Genomic DNA, 19,843 nt, shown 5'->3' on the forward strand with positions numbered 1-19,843 from the left:
AGGCATCGCTATATCGTCGCCCCCGGAGCATAACATGCCGATCCTTACCCGCCGCAATCTGCTCAAAGCTTCAGCCGTTGCCGGCGCCTATGGGGTAGGCCTTGGCATTGCCGGGAAGTTCGCCGACAAGGCGGCCGCGGCCGAGCCACTCACGCTGAAGACGGCCAAGATCGAGGCCAACCTTACCGACGGCGGCAAGACCAAGAATGTCCTGACCTATGGCGATGCCGGCATGCCGCCGGTCGTGCGCATGAAGAAGGGCGAGCCCTTCGCGGCGAGACTGATCAACGGCATAGACGATCCGACGACTATCCACTGGCACGGCATCCGACTTCCGAACGCCATGGACGGCGTGCCGTTCCTCACCCAGCCCTATGTCTATACCGGCGATCATTTCGACTATGCCTTTACGCCGCCGGATGCCGGTACTTTCTGGTATCATCCGCATTGCAACACGCTGGAGCAGATGGGCCACGGCATGACCGGCGTCATCGTGGTGGAAAATCCCAAGGATCCGGTGTTCGATTCGGAAGTCGTGGTCAATCTGCGGGACTGGCGACTGGGGGGAGACGGACAGTTCATCGCGCAATTCAGGCCGCGGGATGCCGCGAAATCCGGCACCTACGGCACCGTCCGGACCGCCAACTGGCAACAGGAGCCGCAATATGACGCGCCTTCCGGCGGGCTGGTGCGGCTGCGCATTGCCATTACCGATGTCACGCGCATCTATTCCTTCCGCATGGACGGCGCCGAGGCGACAGTGATCGCGATCGACGGCAATCCCGTACCGCAGCGCTTTCCGCTCGATCTCCTACAGCTCGGACCAGGACAGCGGCTGGAGCTTGCCGTGCGCATGCCCGACAGCGAAGGCGCGGTCGTCAAGCTCGAGGACATCAAGGGCACCAATCCGAAGGTGCTGGCGACGCTGCGCGCCGTGGGCGCATCATTGAAGCGAGACGTACGCGATCTGGCCCCGATTGAGGCAAATCCCGTGCAGAAGGCAGACCTTGGTTCCGCCACCCATATTCCACTGATCCTGAGCTCGACGGCGGAGAACACCGCCGACAACAGCATATGCGGCTCGCTCGGCTACAGCTTCTGGGCGATCAACAAGGTGCCTTGGCCGGGCGATACGCCTGATCCGACCGCGCCGCTTGCCGAGCTCAAACTCGGCAAGAGCTATGTCATCGACATGGAAAACGTCACGCCGCATAGCCACCCGATCCACCTGCACGGGATGAGCTTTACGGTCCTCTCCTCTTCGACTCGGCAGGTGCAGCCCTTTGTCTCCGATACCTATCTGATCCAGCCGGACGAGAAAGTGCAGCTTGCCTTCGTTGCCGACAATCCCGGCGATTGGCTCCTGCATTGCCATATCATCGAACACCAGAAGACGGGCATGACGAGTTACATCCGTGTGGCGTAGGCGGTCGCAAGCCACCTCGATTGCAGGCAGTTTCGGTCGAAGCTGTCACAGTCCCCGGCAATTTCAGCGAAAAGCGAAATGCGGCAAGGGCTTTGTCCGCGAAAGTATTGACATATCCGGCTGAAAGGAGAAGGAAGTTAAGGAAGTATTTTACCATTGAATGTGTTGATATGATCGAAACTACCGCCCAATTGGAGGCGGCCTGCCAAGAGCTGGCCAAGTCGGAATTCATTACCATCGATACGGAATTCCTGCGAGAAACGACCTTCTGGCCGGAGCTGTGTTTGATACAGATGGCAAGCCCCACCACCGAAGTGCTGGTGGACCCGCTGGCCAAGGGGCTGGATCTCGCGCCCTTCTTCGAACTGATGGCCAACTCATCGGTTTTGAAGGTGTTTCATGCTGCCCGCCAGGATATCGAAATCATTTTTCATCGCGGTAACCTCATTCCGCATCCGATCTTCGATACGCAAGTTGCGGCAATGGTTTGCGGCTTCGGCGATTCGGTTTCCTACGACCAGCTCGTCAGCCGCATCAAGAACGTCCATATCGACAAGTCCTCGCGCTTCACCGACTGGAGCCGGCGGCCGCTCTCGGAAAAGCAGCTCGACTATGCGCTTGCCGACGTGACGCATCTGCGCGACGTCTATCTTTCGCTCAAGGAGCAGTTGCAGCGCGAAGGACGCGCCTCCTGGCTGCAGGAGGAGATGGCGATCCTGGAGGCGCGCGAGACCTACGACCTGCACCCCGACGATGCCTGGCAGCGGCTGAAGATGCGGCTGCGCAAACCGCAGGAACTGGCCGTCCTTAAATTTGTGGCCGCCTGGCGCGAGCGCGAGGCCCGCGCACGCAATGTCCCCCGGGCACGCGTACTGAAAGACGATGCGATCTATGAGATCGCCCAGCAGCAACCGAAGGACACCGAGGCGCTTGCGCGGCTGCGCACCATCCCGAAGGGTTGGGAGCGCTCGGCTGCCGGTGCGGCGGTGCTCGAAGCGATCAATGCTGCATTGGCGCTGCCAAAGGCCGAAATGCCGCATCCGCCGCGCCACCAGCAGGCTCCCGAAGGTACCGCAGCGGCTTCCGAACTGTTGAAAGTCCTTTTGAAGCTGATTGCCGAAAAGCATGGCGTCGCGCCGAAAGTCATCGCCAACAGCGAGGATCTCGACAAGATCGCCGCCGAAGGAGAGAAGGCCGATGTCGCGGCTCTGACCGGCTGGCGGCGCGATCTCTTCGGCGAGACGGCCCTGCAGCTGATCCAGGGGCAAGTGGCTTTGCGCTTCGTCGGCAAGCGCATCGAGACCGTCGCCCTCTAGCCAAGACATTCTCCTTCCCGGATCCCTTGTAATTGCGTATGATTCGCGAAGCGGTATGGCGGCTGCAATCACGATTGTGCCGCAAATCTCATGGAATGAACGTCTGATGTAATCGTTCTATTCGATGACGTTCCAGTTTGCCGGCGCAATTCCGCGTCGAGGACAGGCGTCGTTTCTCGGCGGAAAAGTGAATGGGTATTTTCCATTCGATGCGCAACTGGATCCTGATATCGCTGTTCGTCGCTTCGACGGGCGTCATTTACGGCAAACTATTCTTTCCTGAATCTCCGATATATATCGGCGGAATCTTCGCCCTGTTCTGCGGCATGCCGCTGCTCGCCTTCGAGCGCCGCATGATCCTGCCGCGGCTGAGCGACTGGATGCACAGACTGCCAACGCCGGCCTTCATCCTTTCGGCTCTCGTCGTCGATTTCCTGCTGATGAGCGTCGGCTATGCCATCGCAGGCAGCTCCATGAAATTGCTGGGCCTGGTCAAAGCATCATGGGAAGACCTGACAGTACTGAAGATAGACGTCTACATCTATGCAGTCGTCGTAACCGCCATCGTCATTTTCATCGGCCGCGTGCGGGAATTGCTCGGTCGCGACGTCTTCTCCAGCCTGTTGACCGGCCGTTACCGCAATCCCGTGCAGGAGGAGCGCGTCTTTCTTTTCGTCGATCTCGTCGGCTCCACTGCCTTTGCCGAGGAATATGGCGACTTGAGAACGCAGGAATTCCTTGGCGCCGTATTCAGTGCCATGGCCGAGCCGGTGCGGCGGCACAAGGGCGCGATCGACGACTATATCGGTGATGCCGCCATCATCACCTGGCCGCTCCAACGGGGCGTCAAGAATGCCAATTGCGTGCGCTGCGTCTTCAATATCCTCGACGATATCGAAAAGAACGCCGAGACTTGGCTGAAATCCTACGGCAGGGTGCCTCGTCTTAGGGCCGCTCTGCATGGCGGCAGCGTCGTGACGGCCGAAATCGGGGTCGACCATCACAAGATCGCCTATTTCGGAGACACGGTGAATACGACGGCAAGGCTGGAGTCGCTCTGCAAAACGCTGGAGCGCCAGGTGCTGATTTCCAGCGACCTTGCTAGACGGATGGAGCTTCCCGAAGGGGTCCTAAAGGAAGAACTCGGCGAACATGCCGTTCGTGGCCGCGATCAGCACCTCGGCGTGATCGCCCTTCATACACAAGACCGGCAAGCGTTGAAGACCGTTCGCGGTAGATCGTAAACAATACGAAGTGTTGGCTGCAATTCAGCACTGATGCACGCCTGAGCTTCACAGCCTATGGGTTGTCCACAGTCACCAAATCTTCACCTGAGCGTTAATTCGCGGACACAGGTCGCCTGTTATGCGGAGTTGTTTTCGCCACTCTCCGCCACAAGGTGACATGATGACCCGAATCCTTTCCGCTTCCACGGCACTCTTCATTCTGCTTGCCGGCTCGGCTCAGGCAGACGAGCAGCAGTTCAAGGCAAAGCTCGTCGGCCAGGCGATCCTGCCGGCCAACACCATCACTGCCGCTCCTGCCGATGCACCAGATTTCCTGAAGACTTCAGGCAAGTTCACCACGCCGGATCGCAAGCGCACCGACGCTCTCGGCACCGTGCCGGGCAAGGATGGCGCCCGCGTCACCGACCTGAAGCTGCCCTTCGCGGGCCAGCCGATCCAGGGCTTCTCCGGCATCAAGACCATGCCCGACGGCACGTTCTGGACGCTCTCCGACAACGGCTTCGGCTCCAAGCAGAACTCCTCCGACGCGATGCTCTTCCTACATCAGCTGAAATTCGACTGGGATAGCGGCAAGGTCGAGGTCGTCAAGAACCTGTTCCTGTCCGACCCGAACAAGAAAGCCCCCTTCCCGATCGTCATGGAAGGCGCCGAAAAGCGTTATCTAACGGGCGCCGACTTCGACATCGAATCGATCCAGCCGGTCGCCGACGGCTTCTGGATCGGCGACGAGTTCGGTCCTTACCTGCTGAAATTCGACACGGACGGCCAACTGACCGACGTCTTCGCAACGACGCTCGACGGCAAGCCGGTCATGTCGCCCGACAATCCGCTGATCCAGTTGCCGGGCAACCCCACACAGAAGATGCCGGCCTTCAACCTGAAGCGCTCGGGCGGCTTCGAGGGCCTCGCCATGTCGAAGGACGGCTCCAAGCTCTACGGCCTGCTGGAGGGCCCGATCTACAAGGATGATGGCCAGATGGAGAGCGTCGATGGCAAGACGGCCATCCGCGTCATCGAATTCGACGTTGCCTCGAAGAGTTGGACCGGCCGCAGCTGGCTTTATCCCTTCGCGGACAAGGGTGTGTCGATCGGCGATTTCAACATGCTCGATGAAAAGACTGCCCTCGTCATCGAACGCGACAATGGCGCCGGCACGAAGGACAAGGTTTGCGCCGATCCCAAGCAGCCGAAGCCAGATTGCTTCGAGGCCCCGGCAGAGCTGAAGCGTGTCTACAAGATTGAGTTCAGCGACGCCAATGTCGGCAAGTCCGTTCGCAAGATCGGCTATATCGACCTGCTACGCATCGAAGATCCGGACCACAAGCGTCGCCAGGGCGGCGGCGAAGGCTTCTACGACATGCCCTTCGTCACCATCGAGAATGTCGACCGCATTGATGCCACGCACATCATCATCGGCAACGACAATAACTTGCCCTTCTCCGCAGGCCGCGCGGTCAACAAGGCTGACGACAATGAATTCAGCCTTCTCGAAGTCGGCGATTTCCTGAACGCGAAGTAAGCACGATGAAACCGCCTCTCCCTGCCGTGCAGGGAGAGGCTTCAATCCCATGCAACACAAAGCTTATTCGAAGCAGAAAGCCAGGCGGCGATTGGTGAGCTTGCCGAGCTGCTGCAGGCGGCCGTCCAGCCTCTCGCCGGCAAAATCGCGATATTCAGAGGGAACGACGAATTCGAGATCGAGATCAGGCTTCGTCGAACGGCGGAACGACAGGTTGCGGACGATACCGGGCATCGAGGCCGAGAATAGGTAGACGACGCGCAATAGCCCGCCGAGCAGCTTGGCGCGTTCGATGTAGAGCGGCGTAGCGATCGTTGCCAGCGGCTCGGTCGCACCGTCGTCGTTCAAGCCCTCGAAGCGATAGTAATTGGCAAGCGCGATGAAGGCGCGGCCGGCATGAGTGATGCCGACGAAGGACGTGTGGGCGATGATATTCAGCGCCTGTAGGCCGCGATAATCCGGATGGGCGCGCCAGCTTATATCGGCAAGCAGGCAGGCTGCCTGGCGATAGCGGCTTTCCTCGTCGGTCTCGGTGATCCCGAAGAAGGGCATCATTCGTCCGGTCCAATCGGCAAGCTCGCGGGCATGTTCCGGCGAGCGCGCACGCAGGATGGCAAGCTCGCCGGCTGCGGTGAGCAGCGGATCGCTGTTACGCTCGGCCTCGGTCAGCAGCGAATAGAGATAACCTTCACGAACCCCCTGGGCGGAGAAGGAGATGACGGACGGCTTCATGGCCGTCAACACTTCGCGCATGGCGACTGCGCCGAAAGGCAGCAGCGAACGGCGATGCTTGGACACCGCCTGAAATGCCGGATCCTTCGAATCCTTCGCTTCGACGATCTGATCCAGGAACCGCAGCATCTCATCCAGCGGCACTTCATAGCCCTGCATCATGTGGAGCGGATATTTGCGGATTTCCATGTGCAGCTTGGCGACGCTTCGCCATGTGCCGCCGACCGCATAGAAAGTGCGGCCCTCGCCCTTGCTCAATAGCTTCGCGGTCTTGACATGCTTGCGCGCGAAGCTGCGCGCCTTCTCAATCGAGCCGCCGGCATATTCGGACAGACGCAGGCCGCCGAGCGGCAGCGTGATGCCTTTACCGATCTCCCGATCCTTGATGTCGATCAGCTCCAGCGAACCGCCGCCAAGATCTCCGGCGATGCCATCGGGGTGGAAAAAACCGCTGATGATACCGAGCGCGGAGAAACGTGCCTCTTCTTCGCCCGAAAGCACGCGCACCTTGCGCTGAAGAATGGCTTCGGCCTGGTGAATGAACTGCGGACCGTTGCTTGCTTCGCGCGCCGCAGCCGTTGCCAGGACGTAGATGGTGGCGGCACGCGCCTGATCGGAGAGTGCCTTGAAGCGATGCAGCGCTGCAAGCGCCCGCGCCACGCTTTCCTCATCCATCTTCCCCGTCAGCGCTATGCCTTTGCCGAGGCCGCACAGCACTTTTTCGTTGAAGAGGATGGTTGGCGACCGCGAGTGGCCTTCATAGACGACAAGACGGACCGAGTTCGACCCGATATCGACAACGGAGACAGGGGCGATGCCCGGAAGACGCCCCTGGGCTTCTGATTCAACCATGCAGGTCCAATTTATTTGTTGCGGCCCGACAGCAGTCCAGCGATGAGTTTCGGAGCGCTGGATTTCAAGGCTTCACCACGGCCAGACAGGCTGGGATTGGTCATGAAATACTGCTGCGCGTTGAATGGCTCTTTTCCCTGACGCACTTCCATGCGCCGTGAAGTCCCGTCCGGCAATATCTCGTAGCTTTGCTGATTGTCAATGATATTGCCCAGCATGATCTGTGAAAGCACCTGTTCATGCACGGTCTTGTTGGTGAGCGGCACGAGCGTTTCGACGCGACGATCGAGGTTGCGCGGCATCATGTCGGCGGAGCCGATATAGACCAGCGCCTTGTCCGACGGCAGGCCCTGACCATTGCCGAAGCAGAAGATGCGGCTGTGCTCGAGGAAGCGGCCGATGATCGACTTTACGCGGATATTTTCCGATAGACCCGGTACCTGCGGACGCAGGCAGCAGATGCCACGCACCACCAGATCGATCTCGACGCCGGCATTGCTGGCGCGATAGAGCGCGTCGATGATGTCGGGATCGACAAGCGAATTCATCTTCATCCAGATCGCAGCCGGGTGGCCGTTCCTGGCGTGCTCGATCTCGCCTTCGATATGCTGGAGGATGCGGGGACGCAGCGTATAGGGCGAGACCGCGATCTTCATGTCGTGTTCCGGCTCGCCATAGCCGGTGATGAAGTTGAAGATATTCGCCATGTCGTGGGCGATCTTCGGGTCGCAGGTGAAGTAGGAAAGATCGGTGTAGATCTTGGCGGTGACTGGGTGATAGTTGCCGGTGCCGAGATGGCAATAGGTGCGCAGCTTGCCGTCCTCTCGGCGCACGACCATGGACATCTTCGAATGGGTCTTGAGCTCGATAAAGCCGAAGACGACCTGCACACCGGCGCGCTCCAGATCGCGCGCCCAGCGGATGTTCGCCTCTTCGTCGAAGCGGGCCTTCAGTTCCACCAGCGCCGTAACCGATTTGCCGAGATCGGCTGCATCGATCAGCGCGCGGACGATCGGGCTATCGTTCGAGGTACGGTAAAGCGTCTGCTTTATCGCCAGAACATCAGGATCCCTAGCAGCCTGGAGAAGGAACTGGACCACCACGTCGAAGGATTCGTAAGGGTGGTGGACGACCATATCTTTTTCGCGGATTGCGGCGAAGCAATCGCCGGCATGTTCACGGACGCGCTCAGGAAATCGGGCATTGTAGGGCTCGAAGCGCAAATCGTCGCGTGGGGCCTTGCAGATTTCGGAGAGCGTGTTGAGGGCAAGCAGGCCCGGCAGAACCGCGATGCGGTTTCCCGGCACGTTCAGCGATTCTACCACGAACTGGCGAAGCTCGAGCGGCATTTCGGAGTCGGTCTCAATGCGGATCACGGACCCACGGCGGCGGCGCTTCAGCGCGGTTTCGAAGAAGCGCACCAGATCTTCGGCCTCTTCCTCGACTTCGATATCGCTGTCTCGGATGATGCGGAACGTACCCGAGCCCTGAACCTCGTAACCCGGATAGAGCCGGTGGATGAAGATATTCACCACATCTTCGAGCGTGATGTAGCGGATGACGTTGCTGGCGTCCGGCAGGCGCACGAAACGGTCCAGCGCCGGCGGCAGGCGCAGCAGCGCCGTCATCGGTTCGCGGCCGTTCATGCTTTTGAGCTGCAGCGCAATCGAGAAACCGAGGTTCGGAATGAACGGGAACGGATGGGCCGGGTCGATGGAGAGCGGCGTCAGAACCGGGAAGATCGCCTGTTCGAACTCATTATGGAGCCACTGGCGATCGGCATCGGAAAGGGCAGCCGGGCGAACGATCAGAATATCTTCCTTGGCGAGATATTGCTGCAGGACCGCAAGGGAGGCCTGTTGCTCCATCTGCAGATTGTCGATCTCGCGCAGGATATCGTCGAGCTGCTCGGCGGGTGTCTTGCCGTCTGGGGTGCGCACGAGGATCTTCTGGCGCACCTGGCCTTCGAGGCCGGCGACGCGCACCATGAAGAATTCATCGAGGTTGGCGGCGGAAATCGAGAGAAAGCGGACACGTTCCAGCAGCGGATGTGCGGTGTTCAGCGTCTCCTCAAGGACGCGGCGGTTGAACTGCAGCCAGGAGAATTCGCGGTTGATGAAGCGCTCGGGGCTGGTCATCAATTCGTTGACCGCAGGTGCCGCCTCTGGATTTTCCTGGTTGGCGTCCTGATGTTCCGTGAGTGCCGAGTCCATGTTCCACCTACCCTCTTTCCAATCTTGTGCCACCTATATCAGTTTGACGACGGAACTGTGACAGTCGCAGCCAGCTCAATCCGGCTGGTCGGAACTGCCCAGCTCGTTCAGGACCTCGGCGGCCAACAGGCGCGTGATCCTTGTTCCCCGTCCAAGCGCCAGCCGGTCCAGCCTGTCGACGATCAGCTGCGCCGCGTTCAGGGAGCGCTCCATGCGATTGACGATATAAAGGACGAGTTTGTCATCGATATAAAGCTGGCGGTCGGCGAAGAGCTTGACGATCACCTGCGACAGCAATTCCTCGTCCGGCTCGCCGATCTCGACCACCGTTGCCGCCTTCAGGCGGGAGCGCAGGTCGGGCAGTGTCACCGGCCAGGACATCGGCCAAAGCCTGCTCGTCATCAAAAGACTGGTGCCGTTTTCGCGAACGCTGTTGATGACATGGAAGAGTTCGGTATCGTCAAAGCCGATGCGATCCACGTCTTCGAAGATGACGGGGCCGTTTGCCGCTGCGACTGCGGCATCGGAGCCAGCGACAGGATGAATGTGGACGGCACCGCACCGCTCGGTCCAGATGCTGGCGAGATGCGATTTGCCCGAACCGACAGGCCCCGCCAGGATCACCACCGGCGACGGCCAGTGTGGCCAGGAATCGACGATCCTCACTGCCGCGCTCAAGGGATCGGCGACGAACAGATCGTCGCGCCCGTTTGCGGGGTCGTGCGTAAAGGCCAAGGGCAGCTGCTCGGCGGCCTTGCGCCTTAGATCAGCGTTCTTTGCGTCGGTCATGTCTAGCTATTCTCGGTCTTGCCGGCCTTGGCTCTGCGCGCCTTGCCCGCTTCCGAGCGTCCGTAATAGAGATCGCTCTGAAGGTAGCGCGAAAGGGCGAAGCGGACAAGAACGCCGCAGGCTGCAGCGGCAGGAACGGCGATCAGCAGCCCGACGAAGCCGAAGAGCGCGCCAAAGGCGAAAAGCGCGAACATCAGCCAGACTGGATGCAGGCCGACGCTTTCGCCGACGAGCTTCGGCTGCAGCACATTGCCTTCCAGGAACTGGCCGGTGAAGAAGACGACGAGCGTCAGGCCGACCCAGAGATAATCCGGCCAGAACTGAACGAGCGCGACGCCGACGGCCAGAACGAGGCCAACCATCGAGCCGACATAGGGAATGAAGCTGATCATGCCGGCAAAGAGGCCGATCAGCAGGCCAAAGTTCAGGCCGACCAGCGACAGACCGACGCCGTAGTAGACGCCGAGAATGATGCAGAGCGAGCCCTGCCCTCGAATGAAGCCGGCGATCGCCTGATCGATCTCGCGGGCGATTTCGCGAACGGTTGCAACATGATCGCGCGGGATCCAGTCGTCTACCTTGGCGACCATCCGATCCCAGTCGAGCAGCATATAGAAGGCGACGACGGGTGTGACGACCATCAGCGAGAGGATGTTGACCAGCGCCTTGCCGGAGCTCCAGAGCTGCGCGAACAGGCCGCCGACGAAGCTCAGACCTTCGGACATGATGCTGGAGAAATTGTCCTTGATCGCGCCGAGCTGGTTGCGGATCCAATCCGGCAGCACCATGGTCTGCGCCTTGGCGATCAGCTGCTGGATCTGCTGCACATAGGTCGGAATGTGCTGGATGAAATCGTTGAACTGATTGACGATGATCGGGATGAAGATCGTCAGAGCCAGCGCGAAGAGCAGCACGAAGGAGACGAGGATCACCACCGTTGCCATAAGGCGGCTGAGGCCGATCCGCTCCAACCGGTCGGCGACCGGATCGAGGAAATAGGCAACCGCCATGCCGGCGATGAACGGCAGCAGGATCGTGCTGAAGATATAGATAAAGGCGATGAAGGCGACGAGCACGATCACCCAGAAGGTGACTTGACGCTTGAGGCTCGCCCCGCTGACCTTTTGCTCCATCGTCTTCCCCGTTACTCCGCGCCCGTTTGCCGTGTGCTTAGGACATAGGATGATGCCGCAATTATGGTCAAGTCTGCGGCCGGAAATCTGCCCTGAGCAATGGGAAGCGGGGAAAATTGAGGGTGTTGCGGCGCTTGCGCCTTGCATAAAGGCCCCTATCATGCAATGGCGACCCGATCAAAGCCCTGTCATAATGGACGGGCGGCCATCGGAGGCGGAAGCATGAGCCAGTCTGGGAAAAACGGTCTGACCTATAGCGACGCGGGTGTCGATATCGACGCCGGCAACCTGCTGGTCGAAAAGATCAAGCCTGCCGTCCGTTCGACGCGCCGGCCGGGTGCCGATGGCGAGATCGGCGGCTTCGGCGGCCTGTTCGACCTCAAGGCCGCCGGCTTCACCGATCCGGTGCTGGTCGCCGCCAATGACGGCGTCGGCACCAAGCTCAAGATCGCGATCGACGCCAATTATCACGACACCGTGGGCATCGACCTCGTTGCCATGTGCGTGAACGATCTGGTCGTCCAGGGCGCCGAACCGCTCTTCTTCCTCGATTATTTCGCCACCGGCAAACTCGACCCCGACCAGGGCGCAGCGATCGTCGGCGGCATCGCGGCAGGCTGCCGTGACGCAGGCTGTGCGCTGATCGGCGGTGAGACGGCTGAGATGCCGGGCATGTATTCCCACGGCGATTACGATCTGGCGGGCTTTGCCGTCGGTGCGGCCGAACGCGGCCAACTGCTTCCTTCGGGCGATATTGCCGAGGGCGATGTCATTCTCGGCTTGGCATCGTCAGGCGTTCATTCCAACGGCTTTTCGCTGGTGCGCAAGATCGTCGAGCTTTCCGGGCTCGGCTGGGATGCGCCGGCTCCCTTCGCCGAAGGCAAGGCGCTCGGCGAAGCACTGCTGACGCCGACGCGCATTTATGTAAAGCCGCTGCTGAAAGCCATCCGCGAAACCCATGCCCTCAAAGCTCTCGCCCACATTACCGGCGGAGGCTTTCCGGAGAATATTCCGCGCGTACTGCCGAAGCGTCTGGCCGCCGAAATCGATCTCGCTGCGGTCAAGGTGCCGCCGGTCTTCTCGTGGCTTGCCAAGGTGGGCGGCGTCGCGGACAAAGAAATGCTGCGCACCTTCAATTGCGGCATCGGCATGATCGTCGTCGTCGCTCAGGAAAACGTCGACGCCGTAAAGGCCGCGCTTGAAGCTGAAGGCGAAGCGGTCGTTACCCTTGGCCGCATGGTCGCCCGTGAAGAAGGCGCTCCCGGCACCGTCTACAAGGGCACGCTCGCTCTATGACCACGCCGCGCAAACGCGTCGTCGTCTTCATCTCGGGTGGCGGCTCCAACATGCTGGCTCTTTTGAAGGCCACGAAGGCAGCGGACTATCCGGCCGAGATCGTCGGCGTCATTTCCGACAAGGCTGATGCGGGTGGTCTCGCAAAGGCTGCGGCGGAGGACATCGCGACCTTCGCTTTCGTGCGCAAGGAATTTGCCAGCAAGGAAGCCCATGAAGAGGCGATCCTTTCGCAGCTGGAAGCCCTCTCGCCCGATATCATCTGCCTCGCCGGCTACATGCGGCTGCTTTCCGGCCGCTTCATCCAGGCCTATGAGGGCCGGATCATCAATATCCATCCCTCCCTCCTGCCGCTTTTCCCCGGCCTGCACACGCATCAGCGCGCGATCGACGCCGGCATGCGCATCGCCGGCTGCACCGTGCATTTCGTCACCGAAGGCATGGACGAAGGTCCTGTCGTCGGCCAGGCTGCCGTGCCTGTCTTGACCGACGATACCGCCGACAGCCTTGCCGCCCGCGTACTTACGGTCGAGCATCAGCTCTATCCGCAATCGCTGCGGCTGCTGGCGGAAGGCAAGGTCAGGATGGAAGGCGGCAAGGCCATAAGCCTCGGCAAAACACCTGCTGTCGATGGACGGCAGATTTTGTCACTACTTGGCGACGCAGGTTAAATAAGGAATTCCGGCGGCAAACAGTCCCCTCATCCGCCGCTCTCAATCGCCCTTCCTCAAGCCGCAATTGCCATCAGCGGATGCAGGGTGCCGTCGCTATAGACGATGCGGCCGCCGCGGAAGGTGGCGCGGATACGGTGAACCGAGCCGGGCTCGACGGCGACCAGATCGGCAAGCTGACCGACAGCAATCTCACCGCGATCCGTTAGACCGGCCGAACGGGCAGCGTTGGCGGTTGCCGTCGCAACAGCCGCCGGCAGACCGCCGGCAACAACATCGGCGATCTTGAAGATCGCCGGCACAAAGGCCGCCGGGTGATAATCAGCCGCGATGATGCCGAGCAGGCCGGAGCGCGCCGCATCCAGGGCGCTGAGATTGCCGGACATGGACTGGCCGCGCAGTGCGTTCGGCGCGCCCATCAAAGTCCAGAGACCGCGACGGCAGGCTTCCTCCGCGGCAGGTCCCGTCACCGGAAACTCGCTGATCGTCACGCCGAGATCGTGCATCGCGGCGACTTTTTCGGCACTGTCGTCGTCATGCGAGGCGAGCGATAGCTTGTGCTTCAGCGCAAGTTCAACCACGTCATGCAGCTTGCGTTCGATCTCAGGATCCTCGCGCTGTGCGATGCGCTTTGCCACGACCTCCTCGGCCGCCTCGCGCGACATGGACCGGCGCTCGGACATGCTGCGGATATAGCTTTCGATGTCGTTATACTGCCCCTGCCCCGGTGTGTGGTCGGTGAGCGAAATCATATCGACGGAGCCGTCTTCCAGCAGCCGCTCCAGGGTCGGCGCCGCGCCGAGATTGGTGATTTCGTAGCGCGCATGGACACGGTGGTCGATCAGGAGCTCATCGCGCAGGCCGCCGATGCCGCGGATCACCGCCGAGGTGGTTTCGAGCGAGCGGACGTGGCCGTAGACGCTTTCGGTCGCAAAGGAGAGCGCCGCAAAGGCCGTGGTGACGCCGGCCGCCGCCAGCTTCTTGTCCAGTTCGTGAATGCCGAAATCGATCGGCATCATCGCATTCGGCCGCGGCGCGATCTCGCGCTCCACCATGTCACAATGCAGATCGACGAAGCCCGGCATCAGCAGGCGGCCACCGCCGTCGAAAGTCGGCTGCTCCACCGGCTCCGAGCGGATTTCAGCAATCACGCCGTCCTCAATGCGCACTGCACCCTTCTCGACGACTTCATGAGGAAGAACGAGCGTGAAATTGCTGAGCCACATCGGCTTTCTCCTGAAATATCCATAAGCGAAGGAAGGGCGGAAGCATTCGAGTGTCTTCGGCCGCCCGCCCCGGTAAGCTCGATTCGTGACAATGTGATGAATGGGAGAGCAAGCTCCCACCCACGCAGCCGCCTATTTCAGGCTGGCAACATTCAAGGCCGCCCATTGCAGCAGCATGATCGTCTTGGCGTCACAGATGTCGCCTGTCTCGATCATCACAATCGCATCGGGCAGGCGAACTTCCAGCACCTCTATATCCTCATGCTCTTCCGCAAGCCCGCCGCCATCGGCAACACGGTCGGACGTGTCAATCACGGCGGCGAAGAAATGAATGACCTCCGTCGATGAGCCGGGCGAGGTCATCGCCTTGAACAGGAAGCGGACGTCGCGCACGCGAAAGCCGGTCTCTTCCATGGCCTCGCGGCGGATCGCGGCTTCCGGCTGGTCGCCGTCGAGCAATCCGGCGGGCACTTCGATCATCCAGACCGGCTCGCCGACCAACTGGGCTGGCAGACGGTATTGCCGAACGAGCACCACGGTTTCGCGTTTGGGATCATAGAGGAGGATGCAGGCTGCCGGCGTGCGATGATAGACCTCGCGCTTCAGCCGATGTTTTTCGCCCTGCGAATCCGTGTAGTCGACCTCGAATGTGCTCAGCCGAGTCCATTGATCCGCCAGCGTCTTTTCGCTGACGATTTCAGCTTTCGCGTTTTCGAATTTACTCATGCCACGTCCTTGCGAAGCCATACCTTGTTGTCGTGGACAGCGGCGCCGCCATAGGGCGCGACGGGGTCCGCGCCGGTAAGCACATTGATCCCCTCGCCGTCGACATGAGCCTTGTTCGGCCACAGCCCCTCGGCGATCAGCACGCCCGGCTTCACCTCCGTCGTTACGCGGGCGTGGAGTCGGATATCGCCGCGGCCATTGCCGATGCGGATCAGCTCGCCATTGACGATATCGAGCCGCTCGGCATCGGTGGGATTGATCATCACCTCGGGACGGCCTTCCTTCTGCCGCGACGTCTTCGTTTCCGCGAAACTCGAATTCAGGAAGTTGCGCGACGGCGAGGTCGCGAGCCGGAACGGATGCTCGGGATCGGCCACCTCGATAACATCGACCTGATCCGGAAACTCCGGCAGCTCGACATGCGGCCCGAGCAATCCGACCGACGCTGGCGGACGGTTCGGCGCCGGCTGGTTGATCCAATCCGGACGGAAGCGGAACTTGCCGTCGGGATGGGCAAAGCCCTTGATGAAATGGGCCTCCTCGAAATCCGGCTGGCGGTCGAACCATTTGTGCTCGAGAAAATAATCGTAGTCCGGCAGACCGCTCCTCGACAGAATCCTGTCGATCATCTCGCGGGCGGAGAAGCCGAAACCGGGGCGATCCGCAACGCCGAGGCGCTTGGCGAGCTCCTCGATGACGAAGAGATTGCTGCGCACGGTCGGCGGCGGCTCGACAAGCTTCGGGCCGAGCAGAATGTGGTTCTGCCCGCCGGCCCGGTAGATGTCGTCATGCTCGACGAACATGGTGGCGGGAATGACGATATCGGCCATGTCGGCCGTATCGGTCATGAACTGCTCGTGCACCGCCACGAAGAGATCGGAACGGGCAAAGCCGCGCTTCACCAGCCGCTGCTCCGGTGCGATATTCACCGGATTGGTGTTCTGTATAAGCATCGCGGTCACCGGGCCGCGATGGCGCAGCGCCACGGCATCGCCCGTCAAAGCGCGGCCGATCTGCGACTGATCGATCATGCGGATATCCTGATCCTTCATGGCGCGGCCGGTGAGTTCGCTCGCGTCCATGCGGAAGATATCGCTGTTCGAATGAAAGGCGCCGCCACCCTCATATTGCCAGGAACCGAGAACTGTGGCGATCGAGGCTGCCGCGTGCATGGCGATCGCGCCATTGCGCTGACGTGTAAAGCCGTAGCCGAGGCGGAAGTAAGTCTTCTTCGTCGTTCCCACGAGCTTGGCGAAGGCTTCGATCTCGTCGACCGAAAGGCCGGTGATATCAGCGGCCCATGCCGGGGTCTTCGACTTCAAATGCTCTTCGAGGCCGGCGGGATCGTCAGCATATTTGGCCATGTAGTCGCGGTCGGCATAGCCATCGCGAAAGGCGATATGCATGACGGCGCACGCAAGGGCCGCATCCGTGCCCGGCTTGACGATCAAGGCCATGTCGGCCTGCTTCATCGTCGGGTTGTCGTAGATATCGACGACGACGATCTTGGCGCCGCGCTCCTTGCGGGACTTCACCGCATGGGTCATGACATTGACCTGCGTCGCCACGGCATTCGTGCCCCAGATGACGACGCAATCCGTGCGACCCATTTCCCGCGGATCGGGGCCGCGCAGCACGCCTGTCGCCATGGTGAAGCCGGTCCAGGCCGGATTGGTGCAGATCGACGAGAAGAAACCGGAATAGCGCTTGGCATGGCGGAGCCGCTCGATGGAATCACGTTGCACCCAGCCCATCGTTCCCGCATAGAAATAAGGCCAGATCGCCTCGCTGCCGTCTTTCGCTTCCGCCTTCACGAAGGCTTCGGCGATTTCATCCAGTGCCGCGTCCCAGGAAAGCTCCTGCCAGCGCCCCTCGCCCTTGGCGCCGGCGCGGCGAAGCGGCTTCATCAAGCGATCGGGATGGTAAAGCCGCTCGGCATAGCGCGCGACCTTGGCGCAGATGACGCCCGAGGTGTAGGAATGGTCGTTGGCCCCGCGAACCCGGCCGATCCTGCCGTCTTCAGTCAGATCGACCTCCAGCGCGCAGGTGGAGGGACAGTCATGCGGACAGGCTGTGTGGCCGATGCGCGATTTGGCTTGGATGGGGGTCGCAATGTTCATGATGTTTGTATATTTCAACCGATGTCCGGCCACTAGAGACAATCCGGCCCATCTCAACAATTCATGCGGACTTCACCGACAATGAACTATCGGCACATCTACCACGCGGGCAATTTTGCCGATGTCTTGAAACACGCTGTTCTCGCGCGCCTCGTCCGCTACATGCAGAACAAGGACAAGGCGTTCCGCGTCCTCGACACGCATGCCGGCATCGGGCTCTACGATCTCTCCTCCGAGGAAGCGCAGAAGACCGGCGAGTGGCGCGACGGCATCGGCAGGGTGCTGGAGGCGGAACTCGTGCCGCAGGTGGCCGATCTGCTGGAACCCTACCTCGCCGCGATCCGCGAGCTGAATCCGGAAGGCGGACTCCGGCTTTACCCAGGTTCGCCGAAACTCGCCCGCATGCTGTTTCGCCCGCAGGACCGGCTTTCGGCGATGGAACTGCATCCGGACGATTTCCAGCGGCTGCACCGGCTGTTCGAGGGCGATCATCATGCCCGCATTACCGAGCTCGACGGCTGGCTGGCGCTCGGCGCGCATCTACCGCCGAAGGAAAAGCGCGGCATCGTGCTCGTCGACCCGCCTTTCGAGGAAGAAGGCGAGTATGAGCGGCTGATCGACGGCCTCGCAAAGTCCTGGCGCCGCTTTCCCGGCGGCACCTATTGCCTCTGGTATCCGATCAAGAAGGACGCGCCGATCAAGCCATTTCACGAGGCGCTGCAGGCACTGGAAATTCCGAAGATGCTCTGCGCCGAGCTGAGCGTCAAAAGCGACCGCGGCTTCACCGGGCTTACCGGCTCCGGCCTTATCATCGTCAACCCGCCCTTCACGCTCAAGGACGAGCTGCACGCGCTGCTGCCGGCTTTGAAGGATCTGCTGGCGCAGGACCGCTTCGCCTCGCAGCGCGCCTTCTGGCTGCGTGGCGAACATTGAGACTTTTCACATACATATCCCACAGGTGATTTCATGAGACTTCTTTGCTCGTCCACCTCCCCCTTCTCCAGCAAGGTGCGCATGGCGGCCCGCCATCTCGGCATCAAGCTCGAGGAAATCCATGTCGACACGAATGCCGGTCCGACGCTGCTCATCGACAACAACCCGCTTGGCAAGATCCCGACATTGCTGACCGGCGACGGTGAGGCCATTTTCGACAGCCGCGCCATCATGCATTATTTCGACCGGCGCGAGGGCGGGCTCTATCCTTCGAAGGCGGGCAAGCGCACCGAAATCGAGGTTCTGGAAGCGCTGATCGACGGCACCAACGAGTGCCTGCTGTCGATCGTCTACGAGCGGCGCCTTCGTGAGCCTGAAAAACAGCACCAGCCCTGGATCGACCGGCAATGGACGAAGGTCAGCCGCGCCCTCACCCATCTCGATGCCGAGCCGCCGAAAATCGGCAAGAAGCTGCATGCGGGCCATTTCGCGCTTGCCTCTCTCGTCGGCTATCTGCAGCTCCGCTTCGAAGGGCAATGGGAAGAGGACCATGCGGGATTGACGGACTGGGCACGCAAGTTCGAGAAGCATTTCCCCGATTTTCCGGTGATGAAGCCGCAAGTCTGACGCCGTCAACTCAGCCCTGGCGGATGGCGTCGGCCTTTACGAAATCGACGAAGGCGCGTAGAGCCGTCGGCAACTGCCGGCGGCTCGGATAATAGAGAAAGAAGCCGGGATAATAAGGACACCAGTCCTCAAGCACGCGGATCAGCCGGCCATCCCGCAAGGCCGGTAGCGCGTGATCTTCAAATACGAAGGCAAGACCGGAGCCATTGATAGCGGCATCCAGCATGATATCGAGATCGCCAAGCGTGAGCGGCCCCTGCACCTCGATCTCCAGCTCGATGCCCCCGCGCTCGAACTCCCAGCGATAATAAGTGCCGCTCGCGAAACGGTAGCGGATGCAGGGGTGATCCTTCAGATCGTGGGGCGTGAGCGGTTTGGGAAAACGCTGAAAATGTTCGGGCGAGCCGACGATCGCCGTCCGCTGGCGAGGCCCGATGGGGACAGCGATCATGTCGGCGGCGATGCGTTCGCCGAACCGTATGCCGGCGTCGAAACCGGAGGCAACCGTATCCACAAGCGCATCGTCCACTACGATTTCGACTTCAATGGCGGGGTAAGTCCTCAGGAACCGCGACACGATCGGCAACAATACCATCCTGGCTGCAGGACGCGGGGCATTGATGCGTAGCTTGCCATAGGGTTGGCCGCGGAATTTATCGAGATCCTCCAGCGCATCGTCGATATCGAGAAACGCCGGGCGGATGCGATCGAACAGGCGTTCGCCGGCTTCCGTCAAGCCGACGCCACGGGTGGTGCGATTGACCAGCCGCACATCGAGCCGCTCCTCGATGGCGCGCAACGAATGGCTGAGCGCGGAGGGAGTCACCCCCAATTCCACCGCCGCTTTGCGAAAGCTACGGTGTTCGGCAATTGCAAGGAAGATCGCCAGATCTATCGAACGGATGCGTCGCATTGGTGAGATTTTCTCAGCTCTTCATGGAAGAGAAAGTAGATTATCTCAGCGATACCATCAAGCTACCTTTCTCCTGCAAGCGAATTCCACCCATGGAATTGCAAACT

The 19,843-nt window shown here is 60.8% G+C and carries 16 protein-coding genes; 8 read left to right on the top strand and 8 right to left on the bottom strand.

Annotation, left to right across the window (positions count from 1 at the left end; translation table 11 throughout):
* Positions 1-34: 34 nt before the first annotated feature.
* The 4 genes from AC13QE_RS09315 to AC13QE_RS09330 all read left to right on the top strand — a co-directional run bounded on the left by AC13QE_RS09315 (position 35) and on the right by AC13QE_RS09330 (position 5,508).
* Positions 35-1,426 carry a multicopper oxidase family protein gene (locus AC13QE_RS09315; RefSeq protein WP_488483434.1) on the top strand — a complete coding sequence of 464 codons (1,392 nt, stop codon included), beginning with the start codon at positions 35-37 and terminating at the stop codon, positions 1,424-1,426.
* A gap of 170 nt (positions 1,427-1,596) precedes the next feature.
* Entirely contained in the window at positions 1,597-2,742 is a 1,146-nt protein-coding gene (rnd, locus tag AC13QE_RS09320) for a ribonuclease D (protein WP_488483435.1), read from the top strand.
* Positions 2,743-2,933: 191 nt separating this feature from the next.
* Complete coding sequence (locus AC13QE_RS09325) at positions 2,934-3,986, top strand: adenylate/guanylate cyclase domain-containing protein (RefSeq protein ID WP_488483436.1); 1,053 nt, start codon at positions 2,934-2,936, stop codon at positions 3,984-3,986.
* A gap of 163 nt (positions 3,987-4,149) precedes the next feature.
* Positions 4,150-5,508, top strand: coding sequence for an esterase-like activity of phytase family protein (locus tag AC13QE_RS09330; RefSeq protein WP_488483437.1), 1,359 nt, complete (start codon positions 4,150-4,152; stop codon positions 5,506-5,508).
* 63 nt (positions 5,509-5,571) lie between these two features.
* On the opposite strand, the gene ppx is transcribed toward AC13QE_RS09330, so the two are convergent.
* From ppx to AC13QE_RS09350, 4 genes are all read right to left on the bottom strand, one after another.
* A complete protein-coding gene (gene ppx, locus AC13QE_RS09335) occupies positions 5,572-7,092 on the bottom strand; it encodes an exopolyphosphatase (protein WP_488483438.1) in 1,521 nt (506 codons plus the stop codon).
* A gap of 11 nt (positions 7,093-7,103) precedes the next feature.
* Positions 7,104-9,305 carry an RNA degradosome polyphosphate kinase gene (locus AC13QE_RS09340; protein ID WP_132716280.1) on the bottom strand — a complete coding sequence of 734 codons (2,202 nt, stop codon included), beginning with the start codon at positions 9,303-9,305 and terminating at the stop codon, positions 7,104-7,106.
* 75 nt (positions 9,306-9,380) lie between these two features.
* Positions 9,381-10,094, bottom strand: coding sequence for a DnaA regulatory inactivator HdaA (hdaA, locus tag AC13QE_RS09345; protein WP_488483439.1), 714 nt, complete (start codon positions 10,092-10,094; stop codon positions 9,381-9,383).
* A gap of 2 nt (positions 10,095-10,096) precedes the next feature.
* Complete coding sequence (locus tag AC13QE_RS09350; RefSeq protein ID WP_132716278.1) at positions 10,097-11,227, bottom strand: AI-2E family transporter; 1,131 nt, start codon at positions 11,225-11,227, stop codon at positions 10,097-10,099.
* A 222-nt stretch (positions 11,228-11,449) separates the two neighbouring features.
* On the opposite strand from AC13QE_RS09350, the gene purM reads away from it, so the two are divergent.
* Together purM and purN are read left to right on the top strand one after the other, a co-directional pair.
* Positions 11,450-12,523, top strand: a complete 1,074-nt coding sequence (gene purM / locus AC13QE_RS09355) for a phosphoribosylformylglycinamidine cyclo-ligase (RefSeq protein ID WP_488483440.1) — start codon at positions 11,450-11,452, stop codon at positions 12,521-12,523.
* Entirely contained in the window at positions 12,520-13,191 is a 672-nt protein-coding gene (purN, locus tag AC13QE_RS09360) for a phosphoribosylglycinamide formyltransferase (RefSeq protein WP_488483441.1), read from the top strand. The genes purM and purN overlap by 4 nt, the downstream gene beginning before the upstream one ends.
* Positions 13,192-13,247: 56 nt before the next feature.
* Here purN and AC13QE_RS09365 read toward each other — a convergent pair whose 3' ends face one another.
* From AC13QE_RS09365 to AC13QE_RS09375, 3 genes are all read right to left on the bottom strand, one after another.
* Positions 13,248-14,417 carry an alpha-D-ribose 1-methylphosphonate 5-triphosphate diphosphatase gene (locus AC13QE_RS09365; protein ID WP_488483442.1) on the bottom strand — a complete coding sequence of 390 codons (1,170 nt, stop codon included), beginning with the start codon at positions 14,415-14,417 and terminating at the stop codon, positions 13,248-13,250.
* Between the two features lie 132 nt (positions 14,418-14,549).
* Entirely contained in the window at positions 14,550-15,143 is a 594-nt protein-coding gene (locus AC13QE_RS09370; RefSeq protein ID WP_488483443.1) for an NUDIX domain-containing protein, read from the bottom strand.
* Positions 15,140-17,263 (bottom strand): molybdopterin-containing oxidoreductase family protein, encoded by a 2,124-nt coding sequence (locus AC13QE_RS09375; RefSeq protein WP_488483444.1) that lies wholly within the window; start codon positions 17,261-17,263, stop codon positions 15,140-15,142. Before AC13QE_RS09375 ends, AC13QE_RS09370 begins: the two co-directional genes overlap by 4 nt.
* Positions 17,264-17,344: 81 nt before the next feature.
* Here AC13QE_RS09375 and AC13QE_RS09380 point away from each other — a divergent pair, with 81 nt between their 5' ends.
* Positions 17,345-18,196, top strand: a complete 852-nt coding sequence (locus AC13QE_RS09380; protein ID WP_488483445.1) for a 23S rRNA (adenine(2030)-N(6))-methyltransferase RlmJ — start codon at positions 17,345-17,347, stop codon at positions 18,194-18,196.
* Positions 18,197-18,229: 33 nt separating this feature from the next.
* Positions 18,230-18,823 carry a glutathione S-transferase gene (locus AC13QE_RS09385; RefSeq protein ID WP_488483446.1) on the top strand — a complete coding sequence of 198 codons (594 nt, stop codon included), beginning with the start codon at positions 18,230-18,232 and terminating at the stop codon, positions 18,821-18,823.
* A gap of 10 nt (positions 18,824-18,833) precedes the next feature.
* Here the strand turns inward: AC13QE_RS09385 and AC13QE_RS09390 are convergent, their stop codons facing one another.
* Complete coding sequence (locus AC13QE_RS09390) at positions 18,834-19,736, bottom strand: LysR family transcriptional regulator (protein ID WP_488483447.1); 903 nt, start codon at positions 19,734-19,736, stop codon at positions 18,834-18,836.
* Between the last annotated feature and the right edge of the window lie 107 nt (positions 19,737-19,843).

The sequence above is a fragment of the Martinezella sp. CNPSo 3957 genome (genome assembly GCF_057784395.1).

Coding starts and splice junctions, on each gene's coding strand:
- AC13QE_RS09315 (WP_488483434.1), top strand. CDS start 35: ATGCCGATCCTTACCCGCCGCAATCTGCTCAAAGCTTCAGCCGTTGCC.
- rnd (WP_488483435.1), top strand. CDS start 1,597: ATGATCGAAACTACCGCCCAATTGGAGGCGGCCTGCCAAGAGCTGGCC.
- AC13QE_RS09325 (WP_488483436.1), top strand. CDS start 2,934: ATGGGTATTTTCCATTCGATGCGCAACTGGATCCTGATATCGCTGTTC.
- AC13QE_RS09330 (WP_488483437.1), top strand. CDS start 4,150: ATGACCCGAATCCTTTCCGCTTCCACGGCACTCTTCATTCTGCTTGCC.
- ppx (WP_488483438.1), bottom strand. CDS start 7,092: ATGGTTGAATCAGAAGCCCAGGGGCGTCTTCCGGGCATCGCCCCTGTC.
- AC13QE_RS09340 (WP_132716280.1), bottom strand. CDS start 9,305: ATGGACTCGGCACTCACGGAACATCAGGACGCCAACCAGGAAAATCCA.
- hdaA (WP_488483439.1), bottom strand. CDS start 10,094: ATGACCGACGCAAAGAACGCTGATCTAAGGCGCAAGGCCGCCGAGCAG.
- AC13QE_RS09350 (WP_132716278.1), bottom strand. CDS start 11,227: ATGGAGCAAAAGGTCAGCGGGGCGAGCCTCAAGCGTCAAGTCACCTTC.
- purM (WP_488483440.1), top strand. CDS start 11,450: ATGAGCCAGTCTGGGAAAAACGGTCTGACCTATAGCGACGCGGGTGTC.
- purN (WP_488483441.1), top strand. CDS start 12,520: ATGACCACGCCGCGCAAACGCGTCGTCGTCTTCATCTCGGGTGGCGGC.
- AC13QE_RS09365 (WP_488483442.1), bottom strand. CDS start 14,417: ATGTGGCTCAGCAATTTCACGCTCGTTCTTCCTCATGAAGTCGTCGAG.
- AC13QE_RS09370 (WP_488483443.1), bottom strand. CDS start 15,143: ATGAGTAAATTCGAAAACGCGAAAGCTGAAATCGTCAGCGAAAAGACG.
- AC13QE_RS09375 (WP_488483444.1), bottom strand. CDS start 17,263: ATGAACATTGCGACCCCCATCCAAGCCAAATCGCGCATCGGCCACACA.
- AC13QE_RS09380 (WP_488483445.1), top strand. CDS start 17,345: ATGAACTATCGGCACATCTACCACGCGGGCAATTTTGCCGATGTCTTG.
- AC13QE_RS09385 (WP_488483446.1), top strand. CDS start 18,230: ATGAGACTTCTTTGCTCGTCCACCTCCCCCTTCTCCAGCAAGGTGCGC.
- AC13QE_RS09390 (WP_488483447.1), bottom strand. CDS start 19,736: ATGCGACGCATCCGTTCGATAGATCTGGCGATCTTCCTTGCAATTGCC.